The following is a 26,093-nucleotide window of genomic DNA, read 5'->3' as shown; positions in this document are numbered from 1 at the left end:
GTTCCTATGAAACCAGGATTTGCACTTAATTCTGATTTCAAGTTTGAGGGGCTAGAAAGAGGAGTTGGGGCTGGAGGCTGCGATCGCATTGCCTCATCTCAGTGCGTCATCCATTTATTACTAGAAGCCTTGGCAAATCTATAATCTCAAGATTTAATCCTTGGGGGACTAGCTATTACTAGATTAGATAATTAAACCTGTACTGAGTCTAGCTTTTCAGTAGAGATCTGATGAAGAATTAAAGAACTTGATTCAAAAATAATTAGTTAGAATAGGCAGGGTATAGCCTGAAGAGGCTTAAAAGCCGAAGCTTTAGCCCTATCCCCCCCACCCTCATACTAATTCAAGCAGACAAACCCCTAATACTCGACCGCAAAAACTGCTGACTACCGAAGGCTAGACTTTGAGGATTCGATCGCAAACTTTAAGCGGAAGTGTAGCTATTCTGCTGCACTTCCGCTTAAAGTTTAGGGCTATTCAGTTCAAAGCTCTTAGTCGAAATTCTAAGCAATGCCCCGATCGCCACTGGGCTTTGATCCAGCTTCAAACTTGGGAGCATAGGTTTGCAGCAAAGCACTGACTTGAGTCAGCACTTCATCACCTGCATTTTTGCCCAACACTTGCCGTTCTGGGAAGAATTCGGGTTTATCTAGGTTGCGGGCGATCGCCTCACTCACCTGCTGAGCAATCAGCGTTTGAAGTTCGTCTTTTGCCCGTCCTCGTTGGTAGTCAGCACCCTCTTCAGTGGTGGCATAGAGCGGCGGCAGGCGGTTGAGCGCGTAGGCGGCGATGTCACCCAGGTCGAGGGTGACATCACTCGTGGCTTCAATTTCTGCGACGCGGGCGATCGCCTCCGTCAGTACCAACTCTTCCATTACGTTAATGAACTGCTTGCGGGGAACTGCAACCACTTCGCCGGTCAGCAAAGCTCCCATCAATCGATCCAACGCCATGTATTCTTCAATCGACAGCTCAGAGGCGGTGTCGCAGATGCGCCCAACTTCTGCTTCCATGGCAGGGGTCAGATAACCATCCTGTAGAGCTTGGTCAACAATTTTTTCGATACTCATAAAGTTTTTTACGCTCCACCGCGCCACTTGGGTGACAAACTTACAATCAATCTTCTTGAGTTTAGTTTGCCCCAGAATTTGGAAATCGCACGAAATCAGTCCGACTTAAGCTAATCTTAATTTCCGATCTGGTGTGAGATTACTCAAAGCCGTCGTATCGCCAGGGCGCTGGGTCAACAGCCAGTCCATGAACGTAGAGCCCCCAGTGTAGATGCGGTCCGGTGACTGCACCTGTTGCCCCGACTGCTCCAACCACCTGTCCAGGTTGTACAAAGTCGCCTTCTTGCACGTCGATCCGGCTTAAGTGCAGAAAAATGCTAGCAACGCCCTGTCCATGATCGATCCCAATAGTATTGCCGTGTAGCTGAAAGCCGTCAGATTCGCGCCCCACAAGGGCAATTCTCCCAGCAGCAGGAGCCATTGCTGCGGAACCGGTACCACCGCCGTAATCCACGCCGCGATGGTAGTAGTCTTGGGCAAACACACCGTTGTAGTAACGCCGAATTCCATACCCAGAGGTAATTTCACCCGCATTAGGGCGAATGAAGGGAGTCGTCCAAAACTTTTCTGGAGTGACCAGTTGCTTGAATTCAGCGACTCGATCAAATTCGTAATCGGTGCCATCTACACCGCCGCCACGCAGGGTGATGCGCTGGGTAGGAAAGGAGCGATCGCGCAACCAAACTGCCAAATTGCGCTGGTCGCCTTCGCCATTCACCCGAATTTCATAACGTCCTGGTGCATCTAGTGGGGTGGTGGGCAACAGGGCGCGAAATCGATTGCTCCCGATCGCGAAGGTTGGGTAGGTCGTCTGATTCATAGTAACGGTGGGGGCTTCGACATCGGCTGAACTGGTTTGCACGATGACTGCGATGGTATCGCCCAATTGCGGGCCATCAGGCTGAATCTGGACTTCGATGGCTTGGGCAGGAGTAATCAAAACCAGGATGAAGGCGATCGCTCCCAGCAAAGCACTGATGCCCAGACGGTGTTTCCACGACCAGCGACGATTCAGTCCGGCAGCGATTATTTGGTTTAATTTCAACTGAGATGTTACAGATGTTGGGTTGGAACGATCAAAGACACTCATAATGACGAGATGGGCGAATTGACTAACTTGAAAGTTGCACAAACTTTATAGTTTCAACTTTATAGTTCAAGCTTTAGCCTGCTACGACTGAAATCGTCACTACGAACGTTACAGAATTTATGATTTGATCGGCAATTTAGCGTGCTTCAGGCAGTTTCTATAAACTTACGAATTTCGGTGGCGATCGCCTTAGCTTCAGTCTGCAATAGGTCTGGATCGAAGCTGGAAATCACTTTTAGCTCTGCTTGGGGAGCTTGGGCAAAGACTTGATGACTGCGAATTGCTGCTGCGTCATCTTGCTCTCCTTGCAAAATCAGGATAGGCAGTTTTAGCCATGAAATTTTGTCTTCGGGTAATAGTTCTGCCCGGATTTCAGACGCGCGACGGTTGAACAAGAGTTTGCAGGCAACAGGCGATCGCATCAGTTTTTGGCGAAGCTGGAGCGATCGCTCGACCCATTCTCGCCAACCAAACACTTTGGCAAAGGGCAACAGGAGTTGTAAGAACCGATAAGCCAGTGGCGGTCGTCCAGTGAGCCAGCGTGACCAATGCCAGCGATCGCCCTTCCCTTCTAGCTGTACTCCCTCTGGCGCCAGCAATATTAACCCTTTCACCTGGTCTGGAAAGCGCAGCGCGTAGCTGGATGCAATCCACCCGCCCAGAGAATGCCCAATCAGGTAAACCTGACGTAATTTCAACGATTCCAGGTACTCCGCCAGACATTCCACCTGTAGCTCAACGGAGTAATGCAGTTCAGGGCGCTCTGATTCTCCAAACCCCAGCAAATCAGGCACTAGGCAATGGTAAGTTTGGCTCAAACGTTCCACCAACGGCAACCACTGGCTGCTGTCATTCCAAGAGCCGTGTAGAAAGACCAATACCGTCCCTTGACCCACTTCGCGCCAAAACAGTTGCCCTTGAGACAGTCGAATACGGGAGTTGCGGATTGGTAAGGTCATCCTAAACTACAAGGTAACAGCTAGACGGGTAATAGCCAGGTCAAGAATAGCCAGTTAGAGCCGCCAGTTAGTGATTCTAACAGTCAACCTATGTCATTTCAGAAAATGCTGTTGATCTTGAGATGCCGACACAATCTGATCAGGCTAGGGTAGTCACGCCGCTGAAATAGTCTTGCAATTGCTGGTCATGATCGTGGGAGAGCTTACCCTGAGGAAGGCTTGAAGGCTGAAACGCTCTTACGTCAAGAATTTCTAGCTTATCTTTGATTGACATTTTGCCTGTTACTTCCGCCTCGACTACCACACAAATGGAGTGAAATCGAGGATCGCGATCAGGTGCAGAGTAAACGCCGACCAGACGGCGGATTTTGACCAACTCCAGCCCGGTTTCTTCAGCGAGTTCTCGCTTCACTGCCGTGGGAATGTCTTCTCCCCAATCGACAATGCCGCCTGGTAGCCCCCAACAGCCATTATCCCGTCGTCGAATTAATACAATTTGTCCGTCGGGCATCACAGGAATGATGCTAGTGCCCGTAATCGGGTGACGAAAAATAATGCCCAAAGCGGTTTGGATGATTTGCCACAGCCGAAGCATAAGTGATGGTGCTACTAAAAGTGCTACGCCATAGAGAGTAAAGATGGAACAGGTAAAGTATTCACCCTGACACGTTAGCTAGATCTGCCAAAATCTCAGCCGCATGAGCTTCTGGCTTGACTTTGCGGTAGATCTTTTCAATTTTGCCGTCCGGCCCAATGATAAACGTATTCCGACTAATGCCCATGTATTCCTTACCCATGAACTTCTTTAGCCCATAGCTATCGTAGGTTGTGGCAACTTGCCCAGCTGCATCTGACAACAGCGGAAACGGCAAGTTGTATTTAGTTGTGAACTTAGTATGCGCTTTGGCATCATCGGTGCTGATCCCCAGCACGACTACATCGTTGGACTGATAGTCCGGGTAGGCATCCCGAAAACCACAGGCTTCTTTGGTGCAGCCAGGCGTGTTGTCGCGGGGGTAGAAGTAAAGCACCACTCGTTTCCCACGAAAATCTGAAAGATTAACACTGTTGCCTTCTCCGTCGGGCAGGCTAAATTCAGGAGCAGGATCGCCGGGGCTTAGGGTCATCTTTACACCTTGGTGCAGTCGGTTCGAAGGTAAAACAAATCTGGATCAGTTCTGATTTTAAGCCTTCTGTGGATGATTCAGTGCAAATACGTACTCCAAGCTTTCAGAAAAGCCCTTATGCTATTGCAGTCCCAAATTAGGTTATGAGGAGCCTGTGAAAGCAGTAAAGCTTTTTGCAAAGCAGCATAAAGGAGCAGCAACTACTGAACGTGAAGAGTTGCTGCTTAAACGTGGCGTGGGTGTGGAAGGGGATGTTTATGCGATCGCCGGCAACCCCCGTCAGATTTTGCTTGTAGATACCCCTACCCTTGCTGAATTTGATTTGAACCCTGGAGATTTACGAGAAAATTTGCTGATTGATGCACCAATCGAGTCCTTAGCTTCGGGGCAGGTTTTACAGGTGGGTCAGTCTGCTTTAATCCGGATTACGTTTCCCTGTGACCCCTGTTCTCAGTTAAATCAACTCAAGCCTGGACTTGCCACCCGAATAAAAGGCAAACGCGGGCTACTGGGGATGGTCGTTAGGGATGGCTTGATCAAGGTGGGGGATCAAGTGCAGATCAGTCCATACCAATTTTCCCCCCTACCAGAAAATGCCAAAGGCAGGTTTACAGAGTTTGTGACGAGAATTCAGTCCGGTAAAGTCGTTAGCACAGCTCACTTGCTAATGGCACTGGGATTAGCTCGCAGCTATTACCGCACAATTCCAATTTTCTTGAAGAAGGCGGGCGATCGCCTCCCCATTCATCGCATCGTTGCCCCAGACGGTGGACTGATCACAAAACACATGCCACAGCAACAACAGGCGCTTGAGGATGAGGGCATTGGCGTTATCGAGGGGCGAGTGTCCCCTGATTTCTTCTGGGAACAGGCGCACTTTCATGACATTGGCGCTTTTTGAGATTAAGCAATGTCTCCAATTCTAATCTGGCTTGGGAAAGCGCCCGATCGGTGGCATGATATTGAATTAGGACAGCTCAATCCTGCCTATTCAGGAACTTGTAGCCTGAATGGTTTTAGAGGATGTCAAGAGTAATCATACTTAAAGTTGCTGGAGAGAAAAGTCTGAGTTCTAATTGTGAACTTTATCCTGATCATTAGGAATCAGCTTGCCTGTTCAGCAAATTTTTGCCAAAAGATTCAATCTTGAGATTGAGCCTTGCTGTGTTGAGTTGCTAATACCTGAGCGACGTGTTTAAGGAGAACCATGCTTAAGAGATACATTTGGCTTGTTGTGGTCACTGTATTTTTCGCTTTTCAATTGTTTACAGGAAGGGCGATCGCCGCTGAACTCGACCAAGCCACCCGCACCGTCAAACTAAACGAAGCAGGAGAAACGACTGTTCTCAGCCTGGAGCAGGTTTCTGAGGGCAAGCGCCTGTTTAACTATGCCTGCGGTCAGTGTCACGTAGGCGGCGTTACCAAAACTGACCCCAATGTGGGTCTAGATCCAGAAGCTTTAGCGCTGGCATCGCCACCTCGAGATAACCTGGAATCTCTGGTCGATTATTTGCACGATCCCACGACCTATGACGGGTTAGAGTCTATTGCCGAACTGCACCCCAGCACTCAAAGCACAGACATTTTCCCTAAGATGAGAAACCTGACTGAAGACGACCTCGTTGCCATTTCAGGTCACATCCTTCTACAACCCAAAGTTGTAGGTGAAAAGTGGGGCGGCGGCAAAATTTACTACTAAATTTCTGCCAGCTCTCTGTCCGACCATTAGAAAAACTTGTTTTTCCTTGGGGCAGCCTCTACGTCTGCCCCTCTCTTTTAAGAATGTTCCAAGGCAATTACGGTAAAGCCTGCAAGCGTAAGCGGTCATTCCTGTGTCATGTTGCGTTCTACAGTTCGTTACCTGCTAATTCTGCTCATCGTGAGTGTTGGTCTGATTACCTGGAGCCTACCTACACAGGCAGCTACTCTAGACCCCTATGTCGTGAGATATCTGAAGGTTTCTGAGCCAATCGCTCTTGACCTGGACGAAAAGCAGACCAAATTGTTTTCTGCTGAAAACCTCTCTCAAGGCAAGCGCCTGTTTGAGGAAAACTGCAAAAACTGCCATGTGGGTGGGGCAACTTTGCCAGATCCACTCGTTTCTCTGTCAATTGAAGCCCTGCGAGGAGCCATGCCTCCGCGTGACAACATCAACGGCTTAGTCACTTTTCTCAGACAACCGATGACCTACGACGGGACAGAGGAATCCTTCTTCTGCCGTCAGATGCCTGAGAGTTGGGTATCCCAGTCAGAAGTTGAGAACCTGGCAGCTTTTATTTTGAGGGCAGCCCAGAAAGCTCCGGGGTGGGGAAGCGCCTCTTTTTAGCGCAGAGCCGCAAATTTGTCCCACAAAAACTTGGATTTACCCAATATTGACCTTTGGAAAGCTTTAGAAGGTAAACATTCGGGCTAAGATCTGATTTGATAATTGTGAAACTTATGGAGTAAGTTCATTTATGGCTTACCCTTCATGAGAAGAATTGACGAGGTTCGGCCTCTAAGATTTTCTACATTTGTAAGTTTCACAACAAGTTAAATTTAAACCTCTAGAGGTAACCATGAAATTGATTGCTCTAGTTTCAAGGAGTTTAAGTCTAGCCCTCTGCACAATTGCATTGGTTGTTAGCACCTTCCTACTAGTAGTTTCTCCCGCATCGGCGGCAACTCACACCATCAAGATGGGCGCTGACAACGGCATGCTGAAGTTTGAGCCGTCTACTTTGACTGTTCAAAGTGGCGACACCGTTAAGTGGGTCAATAACAAACTCCCTCCCCATAACGTCGTTTTTGATGACAAAGCCATCCCCACTAACAGTAAGGATTTGGCAACCAAACTTTCACATCAACAGCTGATGTTTGCTCCTGGCGAATCGTTTGAGGTTACTTTCTCATCCGACATGCCTGCTGGTGATTACAGCTATTACTGTGCTCCTCACCGAGGCGCAGGAATGGGTGGCAAGATCACTGTAGAGGGCTAGTAGAATTCGGGCTGACAGTGCAGCATCTATGATAGGTGGGCTTGAAGCTCATGCCGGACTAACGGCTTATTTGTTGTTGCACTAGCCCGTCTATTAGAACTGGCTCAGAATTTTCGGCATAACGCTGAGAAGCGAAGCATTCGTAACTTAGGGGTAGAAACTTGAAGCGGTAAGGCTGTGTCTTTTCAGCCGATCTGTTCAAGTCGCTGCCCCTAGTTTTGTGTTTACAGGCATAGCTCTTGACGCAGTACGTATGTACTGATATTGTTTTGGGGTCGGTTACTCAGTCTTAGTTAAGTCCTTGAATGGCGTTAGCACATCACTTTTGTGCTTGCTTTTTGGTGTGCCTTTTCGTCTTCAAAGCACAGCAGATGGAGGATAAGGTAATGGAAGATAGTCCCAGTATTCTTTCACACATCTCGATTGGCACAAACGATTTTGAACGGGCGATCGCCTTCTATGACCAGGTATTGCCCACACTAGGCTGCAAGCGGATTATGGAGCATCCAGGTGCAGTCGCTTACGGCAAGCAGTATCCAGAATTTTGGGTGCAAACTCCGATCGACGGTAACCGTGCAACAGTTGGGAATGGAACCCACTTTGGTTTTATTGCGCCTACTAAAGACTCTGTCCACGCATTTTATGAGGCGGCTCTAGCAGCGGGTGGTATGGACGAGGGGGCACCAGGAAGCAGACCTGAATACGGAGAACCCTATTATGGCTGTTTTGTCCGCGACCCAGATGGACATAAGATTGAGGCGTCTTTTTGGGATATGCAGCTTGTCCACGAACTATACCTTGACCAGCCTGGGACTGTGGAGAATTCCTAGCTGACTAATTCGTAGAGCTTCTGTGTGAATGGTAGCGTGTCCATGCTGTGCTACCATTCACCGCTTTAAAGGCAATTCGTGTGAAGGGCTTTAATCCTATCCGTTGTAAGGTAAGTGGGCTTTAGAAGTTCGTAGGATGTGTTTCTCACGAACTTTTTGAAATTTCTATATTCTATATATGACATTGCAACACAGTTGCAATCCCATTCTTATAATCTGAGGATGTAGAGTAGATTTTTGTCGGAGACGGGTAATCAGTGGCATTAAAGTCAGTAAGAGTGGGAAATAAAGCAGTAAAATTTGTCACCGATGCAGCTTTTCCTCTATGTAGGATCAGCGTAATCTGGGAAATTTTTTAGCTTTTTATCTTAGCTGTGCAAGGGGACTCTCCATGACAGACAATGATTACCTCTCCCTGATTCAGCAAGGAGTAGAAGCCTGGAACCGTTGGAGAGGCGAAAATCCCGAAGTTAAGCCAGATTTGAGTAGAGCTTATCTTTTTGAGGCTGATCTGAGTGGATTTGACTTAAGCCATGTAAACTTCAGTCGGGTTTGTCTGATTGGGGCTAATCTTAAGCGGGCAAATCTGAGCGGCGCGGAGCTGGATGGAGCTTATGCAAGTGGCGCGAACTTGAGTGAAGCAAATTTAAGTGGGGCCAATCTCAGGAGCGCGAACTTGAGTGAAGCGAATTTGAATGGGGCTGATCTGACTTCTGCCCAGTTAGAAGCTACTGATTTGACGGCAGCTCAGTTGACGGGTGCTTGTCTAGAAAATTGGCGGATTAGCAGGACAACCAAACTGCATAAAGTCGAAAGTCGATATGTCTACCTTGATCGGCAGCAGAAACGCTGTCCGCTAGAGGGTGACTTTAAACCAGGAGAGTTGGCTGCGATGCTTCAGGCAGAGAGCGATCGCTCACCCATCCAGCCGTCCCCGACACCGTCTCCTCCTCCCAAACATAAACAAGTTCCACCAGTCTGGATATCTCCCCAAGTTCCCGGAGTTGAATCTAAACCTGCTCCGGTTGAGTCACCTCCTGAAAAACCGACAGAAGTAGCTGCTCTGCAACCAGTTGCTACTCCGGGGCGATCGCGTTCGATTCCCTGGGAGATTTTGGTAGGAGTTGGAGTTGGGTTAGCGGTGATTGCTGCGATCGCTAGTTTTCCTCGCACTCGCACGGTAACTGAACTTCCGCCACTAGTCTGCAATGAGCCACCGTTACCGTCCCTTTTTGATAGAGCGCCCGACCATGAGTATGAAGATGGCACTCGCTTTTATGGCAGCTTTTCAAATACTGCCCCTCTGGATGGTAGAGGCAGCATGATGTATCCCAATGGCGATCGCTACGATGGCGAGTTTCGGGATGGGAAACGGAACGGTTGTGGAACATTTACCTTCGAAAATGGTCGCAACTATGTAGGTCAGTTTCGAGACGATCAATTCCAGGGACAGGGAATTTGGACGCTAGAAAATGGCGATCGCTACATTGGCGAATTTCAAGCCAACAAATGTAATGGGCAAGGAACATTTATATCCGTAGATGGATCTCAAAAGACGGGAATTTGGGAGAATGGTGACTTGGCGGGCGACAACCTGTCCTGCGACCGATCCCCTTTGAGGCTGCCGGGTTCTCCAGAATGAACCTTTTACCCATTTGACGGGAGTGTTAGCTTTGCTTTTACTTCTCTACCCACAAAACCTGGGGAAAAAGAGGTTGGCAGCTAGAACGGCTCCCTCATTTAGGGAATTGCACAACCAAACCACCGATACACCGTGAGGAGAAAACACATGGATAAGCGGTCGTCCAATTTGCTGAAGTTTTTATTTTTTGCGGTAACCTTGTTGTCTGCTGCTAGCCTAACCGTTACATCTCTAAAGCTAGCTCAAGCTCAAGACTCTCCCCCTCCAACGCCCACCCCTTCGCCAACGTTACCGACTCCGACTCCCACACCTGGGGCGACTCCAACTCCGACTCCGACTCCCACGCCCGGAGTGACTCCAACTCCCACACCTGGGGTGACTCCGACTCCAAGTCCAACTCCCACACCTAGGGTGACTCCGACTCCCACGCCCGGAGTGACTCCAACTCCCACACCTGGGGTGACTCCGACTCCAAGTCCAACTCCCACACCTAGGGTGACCCCAACTCCTAGCCCAACTCCCACACCTAGGTTGACCCCGACTCCTAGCCCAACGCCAACCCCAGATTCTAATCCTCGGGCACTTTGGTAAGAACTGGTAAGAACCGGTAAAGAACTAGTTCGATTAGATCGTACTAAAAAATAGGGGGAGGGTGAACCCTCCCCTTATTTTTGATCTAACTCTTACAGTGTGGTTATATCTACGGTTCCACAATGACTGCTGTTCCAGGAGTGACAATTTCGTATAGCTCACGAACATCTTCGTTGTACATTCGAATACAGCCATGCGAAGCTGCACGCCCTACACTTTCGCGATTGGGGGTGCCATGAAAACCAATATAGTTATTGCCATCTGTCCAAAAGGCAATCCACCTTTCCCCAAGTGGATTTTCAGGTCCAGGTGGCATGGTTTCCCCAGTGAGCGGATTTGTCCATCCTGGGTTTTGTAGCATGTGCAAAACCTCAAAACTGCCTGTTGGAGTTTCCCATCCCGCTCTACCGATCGCCACTGGATAGGTCGTTTTTAACTCATCATCTTGATAGACATAAACCCGGCGCTCCCCTAACTTCAGCACCAGTCGCACTTCTTGAGCTTCTGGAAAGACGGGGTCTGGTGGCAACAGCTCCGGTACTACAATTTGTGGCTCTAGCGTCGTCGTAGAAGGAGTTGCAGCCTGATAAGTTACTGACTCAGGAGCTACAGTTTGAGCCGCAGAGTAAGGCTGAATGGATAGAAGAAGAATTGCTGAGCCCAAGCAACCCCACAGAGAACGATTCAGAAACACGCTGTTACGACCCTTGCTAACTACAATCGAAAGTTTTAAAGGAGTAGTGTGAGACAAGTCTCTGGAATAGAATGAGAAATCTTAAGCTAAATGTCAAGATTCAAAGACAGGAGATTCCTTTACCAGGTTCCTCTGATAGATAACACTCTCGACTCTATTATTCTAAGAATAAAGTGCTCCATCAGCATGAGACGCAAAATAAGGCAGAGTTAAAAACTCTGCCTACCAAGTCGGATTTTTGGAACGAGTTTTGTGAGTTAACTCGCTTCAAGACTGTAGGGCTAAGTGGGTTGACTTTGGGACATTGATGCTTCGGTTTTGGCGATCGCCAACAATGTCTTCAACACCGAATCTGGGTTCAAACTGATTGAATCAATCCCCTGCTCCACCAGGAATTGAGCAAACTCCGGATAGTCACTGGGTGCCTGCCCACAAATGCCAATCTTGCGATTAAACCGTTTTGCCGTCGCAATTACTCGCTCTAGCTTGCGTTTCACCGCTTCATCGCGCTCGTCAAACAAGTGAGATACCAAAGCTGAGTCGCGATCAAGTCCTAATGTAAGTTGGGTTAGATCATTAGAACCGATCGAGAAACCGTCAAACACTTCACTGAAGCGATCGGCTAGCTCTACGTTGCTAGGTAACTCACACATCACGTATACCTGCAAGCCATTCTCCCCTCGCACCAGTCCGTGCTTAGCCATTTCATCTAGAACTTTACGCCCCTCTGCTGGAGTGCGGCAGAACGGAATCATCGGAATCACATTTGTCAACCCCATTTCATCCCGTACACGCTTAAAGGCTTTGCATTCCAGTCCGTAAGCAGCCTGATACTTCGGGTCGTAGTAACGTGATGCTCCACGCCAGCCCATCATCGGGTTTTCTTCTTCTGGCTCAAAGTCCCGTCCCCCAATTAGGTTGGCGTACTCATTACTCTTCAGATCCGACATTCTCACCACGACTGGATTGGGATAAAATGCTGCCGCTAACATACCAATTCCAGATGCCAGTTTGTCTACAAAGTAGTTTGACATCTCCTCATACTGAGTGGTGAGCTGACTAATTTCCCACTTAGCGGCTTTATCCTTAAGCTGGTTGAAATGCAGCAGTGCCAATGGATGCACTTTAATGTGATTGGCAATGATAAACTCTGTTCGGGCTAACCCCACACCATCATTCGGAATTAGTGATAGCCGAAACGCTTCATGAGGATTGCCTACATTCATCAACACCTTGGTACGGGTGCGCGGCAAGTCATTTAACTGGAGTTCTTCAATCTCGAACGGCAGGATGCCGTCGTAGACGTGCCCTTCCTCCCCATCGGCACAGGAAACGGTAACTTCCTGCTCATCTCGGAGAATTTCAGTGGCGTTGTCACAGCCTACAATGGCTGGAATTCCTAATTCCCGTGCAATAATTGCAGCATGACAGGTGCGTCCGCCCTGATTCGTGATGACCGCACTGGCCCGTTTCATAATTGGCTCCCAGTCAGGATCAGTACGCGTCGTTACCAGCACTTCTCCTTCCTGAAACTCATCTAGCTTACGGATATCAATAATGGTTCGTACCTTACCCTGACCAATCATTTCACCGACTGCACGACCTCTGAGCAACGGTTCTGCTTTTTGTTTTGCCGTGAGTTTATAGGTCTTTAAAACATTGCTTCCCTTCTGGGAGTGCACCGTTTCGGGACGAGCCTGCACGACAAACAGTTCACCTGTTGTGCCATCTTTTGCCCATTCCACATCCATTGGGCTGTATGCATCTCGCACGTTAGAGTAATGGTCTTCAATGATGCAAGCCCATTCTGCCAACTTCAGAATTTCATCATCTTCCAGAGCATATTTTCCCTGATCGACTTTAGGCACGGGCAGGTTTGTGGTGGGTCTGCTGCCACCAATGTCATACACCATTTTGATTTCTTTACTACCCAGACGCTTTTCTAGAATTGGGCGAAAACCTTGTTTCAACGTGGGTTTGAACACAATGTATTCATCTGGGTTAACCACTCCCTGCACCACGTTTTCACCTAATCCATAGGCAGCCGTGACAAGTGCCGCATTTTTAAAGCCACTTTCCGTATCGATTGAAAACATTACACCTGCCGATGCCAGGTCAGAGCGCACCATTTTTTGCACGCCAACGGATAGAGCAACCTCAAAATGGTCAAAGTTTTTAATTGTGCGATAAGAAATGGCGCGATCGGTAAACAGAGAGGCAAAACACATATGGCAGGCTTCTAAAACGCCATTAATGCCATTGATGTTGAGATAAGTGTCTTGCTGTCCGGCAAAGCTTGCGTCCGGCAAATCCTCAGCGGTTGCACTGGAGCGGACGGCTACATCAACACCGCTGTAGCGACTGAGGCAAGCCTGTCGCTCTGCTCCATTCAATGCTTCACACATTTCGATATCAACGTCATATCGTGCTGAAAGCTGCACGTAGGCATCTACGATCGCCTCCTCTAACTCCGATGGAAAGGGCGTGTCTAAAATTAACGTGCGGGCTTGTCGTCCTCGTTCCCGTAAGTTGTTGATGTTTTCTACATCCAGGTCAGCCAATAAACGTTGAAGCCGAGCTTTTAGCCCCGCTTTCTCCATGAAATAACGGAAGGCATGAGCCGTTGTGGCAAAGCCCGTTGGAACGTTCACTCCCTTGGGCGTGAGTTGCTGGATCATCTCTCCCAGAGATGCATTTTTGCCGCCTACCAGGGGTACATCACCAATGCCAACCTGCTCGAACCAAAGCACAAATTCCTGTTCTTTTAGCTCTTGATTCAAGGGAGAAATATCTAGTTTTCTGGTTGTAATCATGTTGTTTACTCCACAGAGTTCAGTAGAGAAGCAGCTATTTTGTTAATCAGGTTTGTTAGCCAAAAGTAAAATTCTTGCCGATAAAAACTTCTTTTTGTCCAGCTTTTGAAAGGTGTAGGGAAGGAGGTTAATGTAGTTTTTGCAGGTTGGGTTAATACTAGCGTAGCTCAACAAATGATGAGGTTGCCTTTTTCTGTTTAATCAACTTCACATAGCAATCCTAAATGGGTTATCGAAGGGTATGCCTCACACAGTCCAATCCTTCTACAATCCACTTGAAATGGCGCTAACTTCACTGCCACGAGTTATAAAACAGGTGTTAAGGCGCTTAAAGTTTTATTTTGATCTATGAAGGGAGCTCGCCTAGTCGAGGATATTTTCTGATTTAAGATTAAGAAATGAATTTATCAATACATTTTTGCGGCCATGTTTAGTAATGTATGTATCAATAATCTAATTGTTGTAAGCTTGTTGTAAGCAACAGATATTCCTTCACATCCTCTTCCTAAAGATAGAAGAAATGAGGGGTTTTTCTCATTCTATTAAAAGCTTGCTTTGCTTAAATCGTTAATATCTGACTTTTGAAAAGACATGATTAACCTGAGCCAAAAAAGTATCAAGATAAAGGCGGAAGCTGTTAATAAAGCAGATGCAATTTCTCAGGCAGGGAAGCTGCTGATTGAGAATGGCAATATGCAGCCGGGATACATCAGCTCGATGATGGAACGAGAGAAGGTTGCTCATACCTATCTGGGAAACGGGATTGCGATTCCGCATGGGCTGCCCAAAGATCGAGATTTGATTTTAGAAACGGGCATTTCGGTCGTGCAAATCCCGGCTGGGGTGGAGTGGAATCCGGGGGAGCAGGTCTATCTTGTGGTGGGAATTGCGGCAAAATCTGACGAACACCTGGAAATTCTCTCTAACCTGACTCATGTTTTGGATGATGAGCCAACAATTCAGCGGTTATCCAAAACGACGAATCCCGATGACATCATTGCTTGCCTGACCAATCAAACTTCTAATGGCAATGGGGCAAGTGCCACGGAGACGGATCTCGCGAAGAACGACTTTGCCAAGGCGGTAGATGTAACCATTCCTGGCAAAACAGGACTTCATGCCCGTCCAGCTACCGTTCTGGTGAATGTGGCGAAGGAGTTTGAATCGGAAATTCAGATGCGCTATGGAAGTCAGACTGCTAATGCTAAAAGTTTGGTGTCGTTGCTGAAGCTGGGTGTGGAAGGGGGACAAACCGTTCGCCTGATGGCACAGGGCAAGGATGAGGATGCAGCACTGGCAGCCCTCAGGCGAGAGATTGAGGCAGGTTTGGGAGAGGAAGCGGAGGAAACCTCCACAGTTACTTTAGGACGAGCTTTAACCTTTGAGTCGCCTGCGGTTCCTGGGATTGCAGCTTCACCAGGATTGGCGATCGCCCCCTTATTCCAATTCAAGCGCGGCAAGATCGTGTTTGAACATACGGCAAAAGATCCAGTGGTAGAAGAAACTCGACTGCGGCAAGCCGTTGAAACTGGCAAAGCACAACTGCAAGACCTGTATGAAGAGGTAAAAGCGCGATCGGGTGCGGGTAAAGCAGCTATCTTTTTAGCGCATCAGGAGTTTTTGGGTGATCCCGAACTCTTAGCGGATGTAGTGAATCACCTCAAAGACCAGCGCAGTGCAGCCTGGGCATGGCAACAGGTTTATGAGCAGCGAGCGAGTGCGCTAGAACAGCTTAAAGATCCATTGCTAGCGGGTCGAGCAGCCGATTTGCGCGATGTAGGGCGTCGAGTGCTGCGGCTGCTTGCCGATACGGTTGAAGATGAGCCTGTGTTGCCTTCTGCTCCGGTGATTTTGATTGCCGAAGACCTGACTCCATCAGATACGGCAGGACTTGATCCAACCCTTATTTTGGGTTTCTGCACAGCTTATGGTGGACCAACTTCACACAGTGCGATTATTGCGCGATCGCTTGATATTCCGGCGCTCGTTGGTGCAGGTCCAGCCGTCCTTGACTTAACTGATGGCACTCGCTGCATTCTAGATGGCGAAAGCGGCAACCTCTATCCCCGTCCGTCTGAAGTTGACCTGGGGACCGCCAGAGTCGCCCAGCAAGACTTGCAGGCGCTACGTGAAAAGGAACAGCTTGCCCGATTCCAGCCTGCCATCATGACCGATGGGCATCGGCTGGAAGTGGTGGCAAATATTGGTGCGGCTGTTGAAGCAGAACAGGCGGTAAATGCGGGTGCAGAGGGTGTTGGACTACTTCGGACTGAGTTCCTGTTTTTGAATCGTTCAGAGCCACCGTCAGAGGAGGAACAGTTTGCTGCTTACACTCAGATGGCTGAGGCATTAAATGGTTTACCGCTGATCATTCGCACTTTGGACATTGGCGGTGACAAGTCTGTGCCTTATTTGAACCTGCCATCTGAAGAAAATCCGTTTTTGGGTGTGCGTGGAATTCGGCTGTGTTTACAGCGTCCCGACTTGTTTCGTCCTCAACTGCGGGCGATCTATCGGGCTGCTCAAACCGGTTCGGTCAAGATTATGTTTCCGATGATCGCGACGTTAGAGGAACTTCAGGCAGCAAAACAAATTGCTGAAGAAGTGCGGTTGGCGATCGGCGCACCGCCGGTAGACATCGGCATGATGATCGAAGTGCCTTCGGCAGTATTAATGGCAAATGAGTTTGCTAAAGAAGTTGATTTCTTCTCTATCGGTACAAACGACCTAACGCAATATGTCTTGGCGATGGATCGCGGTCATCCCGTCCTGGCAAAACAGGCAGATGGACTGCATCCAGCCGTGCTGCGAATGATTCACCAAACCGTACAGGCGGCAACGGCGGCAGGTAAATGGGTGGGAGTCTGCGGCGGCATGGCAGGCGACCCCAAAGGAGCGGCAATCCTGGCAGGGTTGGGCGTAGCGGAACTGAGCATCAGCATCCCCAGTGTGGCGGCTGTCAAAGCCAAACTTCGCAGCCTTTCCCTTTCTCAAACTCAGGACTTAGCAAAACGGGCGCTGAACTGCCGCAACGCCCAGGAAGTCCGCAATTTAGTGTAATTACCTTGTGCATCTCCTATGCATTCCAACATTGCCACCATTACTCTTAATCCGGCCGTTGACCAGACGGCTTCCATTTCTCATTTCAGGGCAGGTGAAGTGAATCGGGTGGAATGGGAGCAGGCAGACCCCGGCGGCAAAGGGGTAAATGTAGCCTCATTTCTCACCGATTTTGGCTTTTCGGTCAGCGTTTCTGGCTTTTTAGGGAAGGAAAATGCGGAGCTATTCGATTATTTCTTTACCCAAAAAGGTATCCAAAACCAATTTGTCACCATTCCTGGAAAAACTCGCGTCAATATCAAAATCATTGATGCTGCTCAAAAACAAGTCACTGATATTAACTTTCCGGGACAGCCACCGACAGAAAGTGATATTGCTAAGCTGCGTCAGGCGATCGCCACTCTAACCCACGACCACGACTGGTTTGTGCTATCGGGCAGCGTTCCCGCTGGGCTATCCACCGATATCTACGGGAAACTGGTGTCTGAGCTAAAAGCACAAAACAAAACCGTTGTTCTTGATGCCAGTGGTGAGAGCTTGCGACAGGCAATTCCCTTTGCTCCTTACGCGATTAAACCCAATATTGATGAGTTGCAGGAATTGGTCGGTCACCCGTTGGAGGGGGAGGAGGCGATCGCCCAGTCTGCCCAAACCCTTCTGGAGAAAGGAATTTGCTCTGTTGTCGTCTCAATGGGAGCCCAAGGAGCCATCTTTGCAGAAAGAGAGGCGATCGTGGTTGCCCGTCCGCCTCTGATTGAAGTTATCAGCACTGTTGGCGCAGGAGATGCAATGGTGTCTGGCTTTATCACTGCAAAGTTACGCGGACTCACTTTAGCAGACTGTGCCCGACTCGCAACCGCTTTCTCCATCGGTGCGCTCAGCCAGGTTGGGCCCCGCTTACCTCCACCTAAAATGGTTGAATCTTACATGAGTAAGGTTGATGTGCAGGTTCTATAGGTTTAATCATTTAACAACCTCTAATAACGATGAAAACAATCAAAAGAATTGCGGCTGTCACCGCCTGTCCGACTGGAATTGCTCATACCTTTATGGCGGCTGAAGCGCTGCGAAAAACCGCTGAGGTGATGGGTTATGACATCAAGGTTGAAACCCAGGGATCTGAAGGAGTCAAAACTCCCTTATCAGAGGGCGATATTGCTGATGCAGATCTAGTCATCATTGGCGCAGATATTCACGTTGACCCGTCTCGCTTTATGGGAAAACCAGTTTACGCAACTTCCACCAGTCGTACCATTCGCAGTACCAAAGCGGTGATTGAAGAGGCGGTTTCTGAGGCGCAGCAGGAATCAGAGGTGCAGCAATCAGAAGTTGATGTGCCCGCTCTTCCAGTTGAGGCAACGGTTTCATCGGCTGCTACTTCGGTTGCCTCAAACTCACCTTCTAACGGGCAAAAACATCTGGTTGGCATTACCTCCTGCCCAACTGGAATTGCTCATACCTTTATGGCGGCTGAAGCTTTACGCAAAGCGGCTGTGGCATTGGGGCATGAGATCAAAGTGGAAACGCAGGGTTCTGTTGGAGCGAAGAATCAACTTACACCAGAAGACATTGCACAGGCAGATGCGGTAGTAATTGCGGCAGATACCTATGTAGATTTGTCTCGGTTTAAGGGAAAGCGAGTCTATGAAACCTCAACCAAGCAAGCTTTGAAGGTGGGTAAAGGAGTCATCAACGATGCTTTAGCCCTACCAGAACCAGAACAGGCTGTGGCTGGAAATGGTAAAGGAGATTATCTACAGTCAGTTCAGCAGGCAAAAGCAGACCGAAGTGCGAAGCGATCGGGCCCTTATCGCCACTTGTTAACAGGCGTGTCCTACATGCTGCCTGTAATTGTGGCAGGTGGTTTGATCATTGCTTTGTCGTTTGTATTTGGGCTGGAGCCGGAAGAGGGAAGTTTTGGCGCTGCTTTACTGCAAATTGGCGGTGAGTCTGCCTTTGCATTGATTGTTCCAGTTCTCTCTGGCTTTATTGCCTTTTCCATTGCCGATCGCCCCGGTTTAGCACCAGGACTAATTGGCGGCATGTTAGCAGCCAATCTCGGAATGGGTTTCCTGGGCGGCATTCTCTCTGGCTTTCTAGCAGGATATATTGCTCTACTGGTGCGCGATAAGATCAACTTGCCAGCTAATCTGGAAGGACTCAAACCCGTTCTGGTGATTCCTCTACTCTCCACTTTAGCGGTCGGATTATTGCTAATTTATGTCTTTGGAGCGCCCGTCAAAGCAATTTTGGATGGACTCACCGCTTTTCTACAAAACATGGGGCAAACCAATGCAGTCATTCTCGGTTTAATTTTGGGCGGCATGATGGCAGTAGACATGGGCGGTCCAGTCAACAAAGCCGCTTATACCTTTGCAGTCGGTTTGTTGGCGAGCAGTGTATTTGAACCAATGGCAGCGGTAATGGCGGCGGGCATGACTCCTCCTCTAGGGCTAGCACTGGGAACTTTACTGGCGAAACGTCAGTTTACTGACGAGGAAAAGGATGCAGGCAAGGTTGCAACGGTACTGGGCATTGCGTTTATCACGGAAGGGGCAATTCCATTTGCGGCAAAAGATCCGGTTCGAGTGTTGCCTGCCTGCATTGCTGGGTCAGCCGTTACCGGGGCACTCTCGATGCTGTTTGGCTGCACCCTCCGCGCTCCTCATGGCGGCATCTTTGTACTGGCGATTCCCAATGCGGTGACTCAAGGTGGACTGTATGTGGTGGCGATCGCTGCTGGCACCTTAGTTACGGCAGTGGCGATCGCTCAACTTAAGCGCTGGCAGCCTAAAGCTAAAGCAGCCGTAGCTGAACCACAAAGCTAAAGATACATATCACTTATCGCTGAGTTCCTGGATCTCCAAATTCTCAAGGAATTTGGAGATTTTTAATATTTCACCTGTCCAGGTATGGCGTTTGCCTGCTTGCTAATAGTGCAGTTCCGTAGGCTGCTTCAGTTTGGGCAGAGGGAAGGACAGGTACCTGTAAGTGGCGCGATCGCATCTCAGCCCAAATCAGATTTTTTGCACCACCGCCCGCTGTGTAGACTTGAGATAGCGGAGTTGCGCCTAATTCTTGCAGCAGCCGATAGCCTCTCGCCTCAATTCGAGCAATGCCTTCTAGCAGACCGTGCAGAAATTCTACTGGGCGATCGGGTCGAGGGTCTAATCGAGGTTGAAGTTGGGGATCGTTAATCGGAAAGCGTTCGCCAGGTGTGAGCAGCGGGTAATAATCAAGCGGGCTGACTTGGGCGGGTTGAATTTGCTCACTTGAATGCTTCAGTTCTGCATCAGTGAAAAACTGTTTTAGTACGGCTCCGCCTGTGTTGGATGCGCCACCGACTAACCACAAATCTCCTAAACGATGGCTGTAAATGCCATATCGAGCATCGTCCACACGGGTTTCGCTGAGCAGCTTTAGCACCAGAGTGGAGCCGAGAGACGTGACGGCCTCACCTGGAAACTGAACTCCACTAGCAAGAAAGGCAGCAATGCTATCGGTCGTTCCCGCACACACCAAACAGTCGGCAGGCAAATGGAATTGCGTGACAATTTCCCTTTTTACCACTTCAATCGGTGTCCCCGGAGCAACAACCTGCGGCAGCTTAAAAGAGACAGGTAACTCTTGCATCCAGTTGGGATAACGTAACTCACCGACGTCATATCCTAATTTCAAGGCATTGTGATAATCACTGATACCCAGTTGACCGTGCAACAGAAATGCAAGCCAATCAGCTTGATGTAGGAAATAGGCTTCAGAAGAAACACACATCACCTCTGTGCAAGTAGCCCACCATAGCAGTTTAGCAAGGCTGGAGGTGGCGCTAATTACGGTGTGATTGGGCGGGGCGATCGTTTTCACCTGATCCATCACCGCCATTCCACGCGCATCGTTGTAGAGAATCGGCTGATCGAGCGGAATGCCCCGAGCATCACAAATTAGCACCGTGGAAGAGGTGCCATTGATGGCGATCGCCTTTAACTGTTGACGAATTTCTACAGGAAGCTGTTCAAGTAGGGTGAACAGTGCCGTTTGCCAGATCGTTGCCAAATCCTGATCATCTTCAAATCGGAAACTGGTTTGAGCTTGGATTTGTTGGTGGGTGTTGATGGCGATCGCCCGTGCGCCTGAAGTGCCAAAATCGATGCCCACATAAGAGCCGGACACTCCGGCCGGGGTGTTATCAGACGGTGTGTAATCTAGTGCCATGAAACGCTAGAACCAGAATTTGGAGATAGGGATAAGCCTGTCAGTTCCAACAATGCCATACATTCGGCAATTTCCGTCAAGGTCGTCACGCTGCTCCCGATCAACGCAACAGATTGCTCAACCTTTAAGCAAAATTTTGCCTCCATCTTGCCTGCATCTACAAAAGTATGCAATGATTCTCCAAGAATTTACGGTAACTCGGTAGAGATACAGTAATTTTGAAATTCTACTTATTCTAATTCCCTGTGAAGCGGCTAAGCCTTTTCACCTCAAGCTTTGCGTTTTTTGTAAGGACTGTTCCCTGAGTCGGTTTTATTTTTGAGGAAGTATCCCATGATCGCTAACAGCAGACGCACACTGATACCCCGTTGGGTGAGAGGCTTTAGAGCACTGAATCCAAGGCAGGTTCCTGGCTTTGCGTTCCTGTTCTCGCTAGTCTTCAGCCTAATTTTGGTAACGAGCAGTTGCAGTGCTCCCGCTGGAGACAATCCGGGCACGATCAAGCTCGATTTTGCTTACTACAATCCGGTTAGCCTGGTACTAAAGGACAAGGGCTGGCTAGAAGAAGAGTTAGCTCAAGATAACGTCAGCGTTGAGTGGGTTCAGAGTTTGGGCAGCAACAAAGCCCTAGAATTGCTCAACAGCCGCAGTATTGATTTTGGCTCTACGGCTGGTGCTGCCGCCTTGCTGGGCAAAGCGAATGGCAATCCGATTAAGTCGGTTTACATTTACTCAAGGCCGGAGTGGACTGCCTTGGTAACAACGGCTGATTCTGATATCAACACGGTTGAAGACCTTCAGGGACGGAAAGTTGCGGTGACCCGAGGAACTGATCCTCACATTTTCTTACTGCGGGCACTGGATCAAGTCGGTTTATCAGAACAGGATATTGAGGTTGTCCAACTTCAGCATGCAGACGGCAAAACTGCACTGGAGCGAGGAGATGTTGATGCTTGGGCGGGGCTTGACCCTCACATGGCGCAAACTGAGTTAGAAAAGGGTTCTCGCTTATTTTTCCGCGATCCTGACTTAAATACCTATGGCTTTTTGAATGTGAGAGAAGCATTTGCCCAGCAATACCCCGATTATGTAGAACGGGTGCTGGCAGTGTATGAACGGGCAAGGCAGTGGTCTTTGGAAAATCCAAATGAGTTAAAAGCGATTTTGCAGAAGGAAGCGAAACTTAGCGATGCAGTTGCAACCAAGCAATTAGAACGAACAGATTTATCCAATGCGGTGATTGGTCAGGTGCATAAAGACACGATTGTTGCGGCAGGAGATGTGCTTAAGAGCAGTGGTGTCATTCCTGGCTCAATTGATGTCAATCAGGTTGCTGATGAACTGGTCGATCCACAGTTTGTTGAAAAGGTTGCTAGTCACCAGAGAGTTATCAGTCACCAGAAAGTTGTCCATCACCCGCAGCACTCACACTCATGAATTATCCGTCGCCTCCCAAACGCCTAAATTCTGCAACGCTTGCGCCTGTTCAGCGAACTCGATCTCAGTCCCGTCGGCGACGACTAGGTTTAAGAGGACACTGGACGCTGGGTTTCATTCTGCCTGTTGGGTTACTGGTTGTTTGGGAACTGTTGTCTCGAATCGGTGTGTTTCCTCCCAACCTGTTGCCTGCACCCTCTGCGATCGCCCTCACTTTGTGGACACTCACCCTCAGCGGTGAACTGTTGATTCACATTGGAATCACGCTCTATCGTGTTTTTCTAGGATTTCTCATTGGTGGAGTTCTCGCCACAATTCTGGGGGCATTGACTGGATACTCGCGTGTCGCAAATCAACTGCTCGATCCATTGTTTCAGGCATTGAGAAACATTCCATCACTAGCCTGGGTGCCCTTGTTTATTCTGTGGCTAGGAATTGCTGAAACATCCAAAATTGCTCTGATCGCCGTTGGTGTGTTTTTCCCCGTTTATCTGACGCTGATGGCGGGCATTCAGCAGGTTGACCGCAAACTGGTAGAGGTGGGGCGGGTCTATCGCTTTAGTCAAGCTCAGTTAATCTGGCGAGTCTTCTTGCCTGCCACATTACCTTCCTACATCGTGGGCTTGCGAAATGGCTTAGGTTTGGGCTGGATGTTTGTGGTGGCGGCTGAAATTATGGGAGCCAGTCGAGGGCTGGGCTTTCTCCTAATTGATGGTCAAACGACGGGTCGCCCAGACATCATCATTGCTAGCATTCTCCTGTTTGCCATCATGGGTAAGCTGACAGATACAGGATTGGTGGCGATCGGCAGACGGTTGGTGAGTTGGCAAGACTCCTACAGTTTGCAAGCCCAAAAGAATTAAGCAGAAAAAAGGTTGTGATATAAATCCGGGGAAGAACCAGGAATGTTGCGAGTCGAAAATGTCTACAAGCAATTTGACAACAGTTTTTTGGCGCTAGACGCAGTCAACTTAGAAGTTCATCCTGGGGAAATTGTCAGCCTGGTGGGAACAAGTGGCTGCGGCAAGAGTACGCTACTGCGAATCATATCAGGACTAGATTTTCCCAGTGAAGGGGATGTCTGGATTGACAATGAACCGATCGCCAATCCTCATCCTGAAGTAGGCATGATTTTTCAGGAACCCCGGTTAATGCCCTGGTTAACTGTAAAGGACAATGTCCGGTTTGGACTGGAGCAAGCAGCAGATAGTGAAGCAGCGATCGCCACAACGCTGGTAAAAGTAGGATTAGCTGACTTTGCGAATGCGCTGCCGCGCCAACTTTCAGGTGGCATGGCTCAGCGAGTGGCGATCGCTCGTGCCCTGATTACACAACCTTCAATCCTTCTATTAGATGAGCCGTTTAGTGCGCTCGATGCCTTTACCCGCACTAAATTGCAAGATCATCTGCTGCACATTTGGGAATACGACCGTCCGACGATGTTACTTGTTACCCATGATATCGAGGAAGCTCTGGTGTTAAGCGATCGCATTATTGTGATGAGAAGCAACCCAGGACGAATCCATCGAGAATTCGTTTTGGATCTCCCCCGTCCTCGCAAACGCACAGATACTCATCTACAACAGTGGAAAGAGCGACTGTTAAACGAGTTGGATTTGTCATTGGTGCGATCGCTCACAGGGGTATAGATAACGCACACCAAAGAGGAGAATTATGGGAGTTTTATCTGAGGTTTTAGCAGCAAACCAGATTTATGTTGAGAGCTGAATAACTGTTGTCAGTACAACAACAAGGACTATGTTGGGTTCCGCTTTGCTTCACCACCTACAAGTTAGTCCCTTGCCACTCACCGATGCGAAGCGCGTTCTGCCACAAATTCACAGATCCTTGCGGAGGGGGACGAGCACGTCCCCTGCTGGGGGTTTTGGGAAACCTCCAAGGCTGTTTGGCTGTTCTCCAAGAAACTCCCCAAAAACTATCGCTTTCTCAAGCGAATAGCGAGGCGATCGCCCACATACTGAGCAATCTGCACCAGGATAACTAGCAATACTACCGTCACAATCATCACCGTCGTATCAAACCGCTGATACCCATAGCGAATCGCCAAATCGCCCAACCCCCCTCCCCCTACAACACCCGCCATTGCCGAATAGCTCAATAGGCTAATCACCATAATGGTGATACCTAGAATTAAGCTAGGCAACGCTTCAGGAATTAGTACTTTGAGGACGATTTGCCAGTGATTACAGCCCATCGACTGTGCTGCTTCAATTAAGCCGCGATCGACTTCTAGCAGTGCAGTTTCAGCGACTCTAGCAAAAAAAGGAATTGCTGCAATTGTGAGTGGCACCAGTGCCGCCGTGCTGCCGATGGTAGTGCCGACAATCAATCGCGTAAACGGAATAATTGCCACCAGTAAAATGATGAACGGGATCGATCGCCCCACGTTTACGATCGACCCCAGAACCTTCTGAATTGCAGAGTTTGGCAAGATATGATTAGGAGCAGTAATCACAAGTAGCAGTCCCAGGGGTAAACCAAACAGGACGGCTAGTAGGGCGGAAATTCCTACCATGTAGAAAGTTTCAACCGTCGCTTGCCAAAGACTTTCCATCAACACGGGATCAAGCATCAATGCACCTCATGCCTTAAATCTTGCACTTGAAGATAGTCCAACGCTGAGCGGACATCCTTACCTGACAACTCAACGTGAAGTTGTCCAACTCGCTGACCACCCACTGTATCCACAGTGCCGCTAATAATGTTGACATCCACGTCAAATCGTTTTGCCAAATCAGAAATGAGTGGCTGGTTGGCAGTCTCACCTCGAAAGGCGATCGTGACCAAGACGGAACCAGGGCGAGACTTAAAACCATTCCGTTGAGGAAACAGTTCTCTAGCAATGAAAGAATCAGGCTGCGCCGCCAACTCACTCACGGTTCCCTGCTCTATCACTTTTCCGGCTTCAAGAATGGCAACGCGATCGCATATTTGCTTAACCACACCCATTTCGTGGGTAATCAGCAAAATAGTCAAACCCATGTGGCGATTTAAGTCTCGCAGTAGCTCTAAAATGGAACGAGTTGTTTGTGGGTCTAGAGCAGAAGTGGCTTCATCACAAAGCAATACGTTGGGATTAGCTGCTAGCGCTCTAGCAATGCCAACTCGCTGTTTCTGTCCGCCTGACAACTGAGCGGGATAAGCACCTCCTCTACCTTCTAGCCCCACCAGCGATAGCAATTCTTCTACCCGTATCCGCCGCTTTAAGCGGCTGTAGCCTATCAGTTCCAGTGGAAATGCAATGTTTTCAGCAGCAGTACGGGAACTAAGTAAGTTAAAGTGTTGAAAGATCATGCCAATCCGCTGACGGGCTCTTCGCAACCTTGCACCCGACAAAGCAGTGATTTCCTCATCTCCAACCCATACTGAGCCTGAAGTGGGTTTCTCCAAGCAATTGACACAGCGAATTAGAGTACTTTTGCCTGCGCCACTTTGCCCTAAAACACCGAACACTTCTCCTGCTTTCACCTCAAGACTAATACCATCTAGAGCGGTAATTTTTCCTTCTCCTCTCTGGTAAGTATAAATTTTGTATAGGTCACGGATGCTAATCACGGCTTTAAAGATGT

Annotated in this window: 26 protein-coding genes; 15 read left to right on the top strand and 11 right to left on the bottom strand. The window is 48.9% G+C overall.

The genetic code is table 11. The annotated features are described in order from the left end of the window. Positions 1-6: 6 nt before the first annotated feature. The gene (locus tag H6F88_RS08925) at positions 7-144 is read left to right on the top strand and encodes a hypothetical protein (protein ID WP_190642395.1); all 138 of its coding nucleotides are present in this window, start codon (positions 7-9) and stop codon (positions 142-144) included. Between the two features lie 359 nt (positions 145-503). Here the strand turns inward: H6F88_RS08925 and H6F88_RS08920 are convergent, their stop codons facing one another. The 5 genes from H6F88_RS08920 to bcp all read right to left on the bottom strand — a co-directional run bounded on the left by H6F88_RS08920 (position 504) and on the right by bcp (position 4,246). Further along, positions 504-1,070, bottom strand: coding sequence for a late competence development ComFB family protein (locus H6F88_RS08920; protein ID WP_190642394.1), 567 nt, complete (start codon positions 1,068-1,070; stop codon positions 504-506). A gap of 139 nt (positions 1,071-1,209) precedes the next feature. Continuing rightward, a complete protein-coding gene (locus tag H6F88_RS08915) occupies positions 1,210-2,160 on the bottom strand; it encodes a M23 family metallopeptidase (protein WP_190642393.1) in 951 nt (316 codons plus the stop codon). A 146-nt stretch (positions 2,161-2,306) separates the two neighbouring features. After that, on the bottom strand, positions 2,307-3,119 hold the full coding sequence (locus H6F88_RS08910; protein WP_190642392.1) for an alpha/beta hydrolase: 813 nt from the start codon (positions 3,117-3,119) through the stop codon (positions 2,307-2,309). A gap of 139 nt (positions 3,120-3,258) precedes the next feature. Beyond that, positions 3,259-3,714: an NUDIX hydrolase gene (locus tag H6F88_RS08905; RefSeq protein WP_190642391.1), complete on the bottom strand. Its 456-nt coding sequence runs from the start codon at positions 3,712-3,714 to the stop codon at positions 3,259-3,261. 61 nt (positions 3,715-3,775) lie between these two features. After that, positions 3,776-4,246 (bottom strand): thioredoxin-dependent thiol peroxidase, encoded by a 471-nt coding sequence (gene bcp / locus H6F88_RS08900; protein ID WP_190642390.1) that lies wholly within the window; start codon positions 4,244-4,246, stop codon positions 3,776-3,778. A gap of 154 nt (positions 4,247-4,400) precedes the next feature. Here bcp and H6F88_RS08895 point away from each other — a divergent pair, with 154 nt between their 5' ends. The 8 genes from H6F88_RS08895 (at position 4,401) to H6F88_RS08865 (ending at position 10,287) form a co-directional block, all read left to right on the top strand. Next, positions 4,401-5,147, top strand: coding sequence for an MOSC domain-containing protein (locus tag H6F88_RS08895; protein WP_190642389.1), 747 nt, complete (start codon positions 4,401-4,403; stop codon positions 5,145-5,147). 9 nt (positions 5,148-5,156) lie between these two features. Further along, on the top strand, positions 5,157-5,282 hold the full coding sequence (locus tag H6F88_RS33920; RefSeq protein ID WP_277882153.1) for a hypothetical protein: 126 nt from the start codon (positions 5,157-5,159) through the stop codon (positions 5,280-5,282). A gap of 171 nt (positions 5,283-5,453) precedes the next feature. After that, the gene (gene psbV / locus H6F88_RS08890; RefSeq protein ID WP_190642388.1) at positions 5,454-5,945 is read left to right on the top strand and encodes a photosystem II cytochrome c-550; all 492 of its coding nucleotides are present in this window, start codon (positions 5,454-5,456) and stop codon (positions 5,943-5,945) included. A gap of 138 nt (positions 5,946-6,083) precedes the next feature. Further along, complete coding sequence (gene psbV2 / locus H6F88_RS08885) at positions 6,084-6,572, top strand: photosystem II cytochrome PsbV2 (RefSeq protein ID WP_190642387.1); 489 nt, start codon at positions 6,084-6,086, stop codon at positions 6,570-6,572. Positions 6,573-6,804: 232 nt separating this feature from the next. Beyond that, positions 6,805-7,224, top strand: coding sequence for a plastocyanin (petE, locus tag H6F88_RS08880; protein WP_190642386.1), 420 nt, complete (start codon positions 6,805-6,807; stop codon positions 7,222-7,224). A gap of 386 nt (positions 7,225-7,610) precedes the next feature. Beyond that, a complete protein-coding gene (locus H6F88_RS08875; RefSeq protein WP_190642385.1) occupies positions 7,611-8,054 on the top strand; it encodes a VOC family protein in 444 nt (147 codons plus the stop codon). Between the two features lie 391 nt (positions 8,055-8,445). Continuing rightward, positions 8,446-9,696 (top strand): pentapeptide repeat-containing protein, encoded by a 1,251-nt coding sequence (locus tag H6F88_RS08870; protein ID WP_190642384.1) that lies wholly within the window; start codon positions 8,446-8,448, stop codon positions 9,694-9,696. 147 nt (positions 9,697-9,843) lie between these two features. Continuing rightward, positions 9,844-10,287, top strand: coding sequence for a hypothetical protein (locus H6F88_RS08865; RefSeq protein ID WP_190642383.1), 444 nt, complete (start codon positions 9,844-9,846; stop codon positions 10,285-10,287). 109 nt (positions 10,288-10,396) lie between these two features. Here the strand turns inward: H6F88_RS08865 and H6F88_RS08860 are convergent, their stop codons facing one another. Both H6F88_RS08860 and ppsA read right to left on the bottom strand, forming a co-directional pair. Further along, complete coding sequence (locus tag H6F88_RS08860; protein WP_347277678.1) at positions 10,397-10,981, bottom strand: L,D-transpeptidase; 585 nt, start codon at positions 10,979-10,981, stop codon at positions 10,397-10,399. A gap of 281 nt (positions 10,982-11,262) precedes the next feature. After that, positions 11,263-13,794 carry a phosphoenolpyruvate synthase gene (gene ppsA / locus H6F88_RS08855; protein WP_190642382.1) on the bottom strand — a complete coding sequence of 844 codons (2,532 nt, stop codon included), beginning with the start codon at positions 13,792-13,794 and terminating at the stop codon, positions 11,263-11,265. A gap of 591 nt (positions 13,795-14,385) precedes the next feature. Between ppsA and ptsP the strand changes: the two genes are divergently transcribed. Genes ptsP through H6F88_RS08840 form a run of 3 tightly spaced genes read left to right on the top strand, consistent with a single transcriptional unit; the run spans position 14,386 to position 19,682 of the window. Further along, positions 14,386-16,854 carry a phosphoenolpyruvate--protein phosphotransferase gene (gene ptsP, locus H6F88_RS08850; RefSeq protein ID WP_190642381.1) on the top strand — a complete coding sequence of 823 codons (2,469 nt, stop codon included), beginning with the start codon at positions 14,386-14,388 and terminating at the stop codon, positions 16,852-16,854. Between the two features lie 18 nt (positions 16,855-16,872). Then, a complete protein-coding gene (pfkB, locus tag H6F88_RS08845; protein WP_190642380.1) occupies positions 16,873-17,811 on the top strand; it encodes a 1-phosphofructokinase in 939 nt (312 codons plus the stop codon). 38 nt (positions 17,812-17,849) lie between these two features. After that, the gene (locus tag H6F88_RS08840; protein WP_190642481.1) at positions 17,850-19,682 is read left to right on the top strand and encodes a PTS fructose-like transporter subunit IIB; all 1,833 of its coding nucleotides are present in this window, start codon (positions 17,850-17,852) and stop codon (positions 19,680-19,682) included. 70 nt (positions 19,683-19,752) lie between these two features. Here H6F88_RS08840 and H6F88_RS08835 read toward each other — a convergent pair whose 3' ends face one another. Together H6F88_RS08835 and H6F88_RS08830 are read right to left on the bottom strand one after the other, a co-directional pair. After that, the gene (locus H6F88_RS08835; protein WP_190642379.1) at positions 19,753-21,066 is read right to left on the bottom strand and encodes an FGGY-family carbohydrate kinase; all 1,314 of its coding nucleotides are present in this window, start codon (positions 21,064-21,066) and stop codon (positions 19,753-19,755) included. Further along, entirely contained in the window at positions 21,057-21,239 is a 183-nt protein-coding gene (locus tag H6F88_RS08830) for a hypothetical protein (RefSeq protein WP_190642378.1), read from the bottom strand. The genes H6F88_RS08835 and H6F88_RS08830 overlap by 10 nt, the downstream gene beginning before the upstream one ends. A gap of 160 nt (positions 21,240-21,399) precedes the next feature. Here H6F88_RS08830 and H6F88_RS08825 point away from each other — a divergent pair, with 160 nt between their 5' ends. From H6F88_RS08825 to H6F88_RS08815, 3 genes are read left to right on the top strand one after another with little or no spacing between them, the layout of a single operon-like run. Beyond that, on the top strand, positions 21,400-22,503 hold the full coding sequence (locus H6F88_RS08825) for an aliphatic sulfonate ABC transporter substrate-binding protein (protein ID WP_190642377.1): 1,104 nt from the start codon (positions 21,400-21,402) through the stop codon (positions 22,501-22,503). Continuing rightward, a complete protein-coding gene (locus H6F88_RS08820) occupies positions 22,500-23,366 on the top strand; it encodes an ABC transporter permease (protein WP_190642376.1) in 867 nt (288 codons plus the stop codon). The genes H6F88_RS08825 and H6F88_RS08820 overlap by 4 nt, the downstream gene beginning before the upstream one ends. A 42-nt stretch (positions 23,367-23,408) precedes the next feature. Next, entirely contained in the window at positions 23,409-24,152 is a 744-nt protein-coding gene (locus H6F88_RS08815; RefSeq protein WP_190642375.1) for an ABC transporter ATP-binding protein, read from the top strand. A gap of 287 nt (positions 24,153-24,439) precedes the next feature. On the opposite strand, the gene H6F88_RS08810 is transcribed toward H6F88_RS08815, so the two are convergent. Next, positions 24,440-25,096, bottom strand: coding sequence for a methionine ABC transporter permease (locus tag H6F88_RS08810; protein ID WP_190642374.1), 657 nt, complete (start codon positions 25,094-25,096; stop codon positions 24,440-24,442). Next, the gene (locus tag H6F88_RS34360; protein WP_190642373.1) at positions 25,096-26,079 is read right to left on the bottom strand and encodes an ATP-binding cassette domain-containing protein; all 984 of its coding nucleotides are present in this window, start codon (positions 26,077-26,079) and stop codon (positions 25,096-25,098) included. The genes H6F88_RS08810 and H6F88_RS34360 overlap by 1 nt, the downstream gene beginning before the upstream one ends. Positions 26,080-26,093 lie beyond the last annotated feature (14 nt).

This window comes from Oculatella sp. FACHB-28, assembly GCF_014696015.1.
Classification (GTDB): Bacteria; Cyanobacteriota; Cyanobacteriia; order Elainellales; family Elainellaceae; genus JAAUTN01.
Note: the sequence above shows the minus strand (reverse complement) of the source record. Positions and strands in the feature narration are given on the sequence as shown.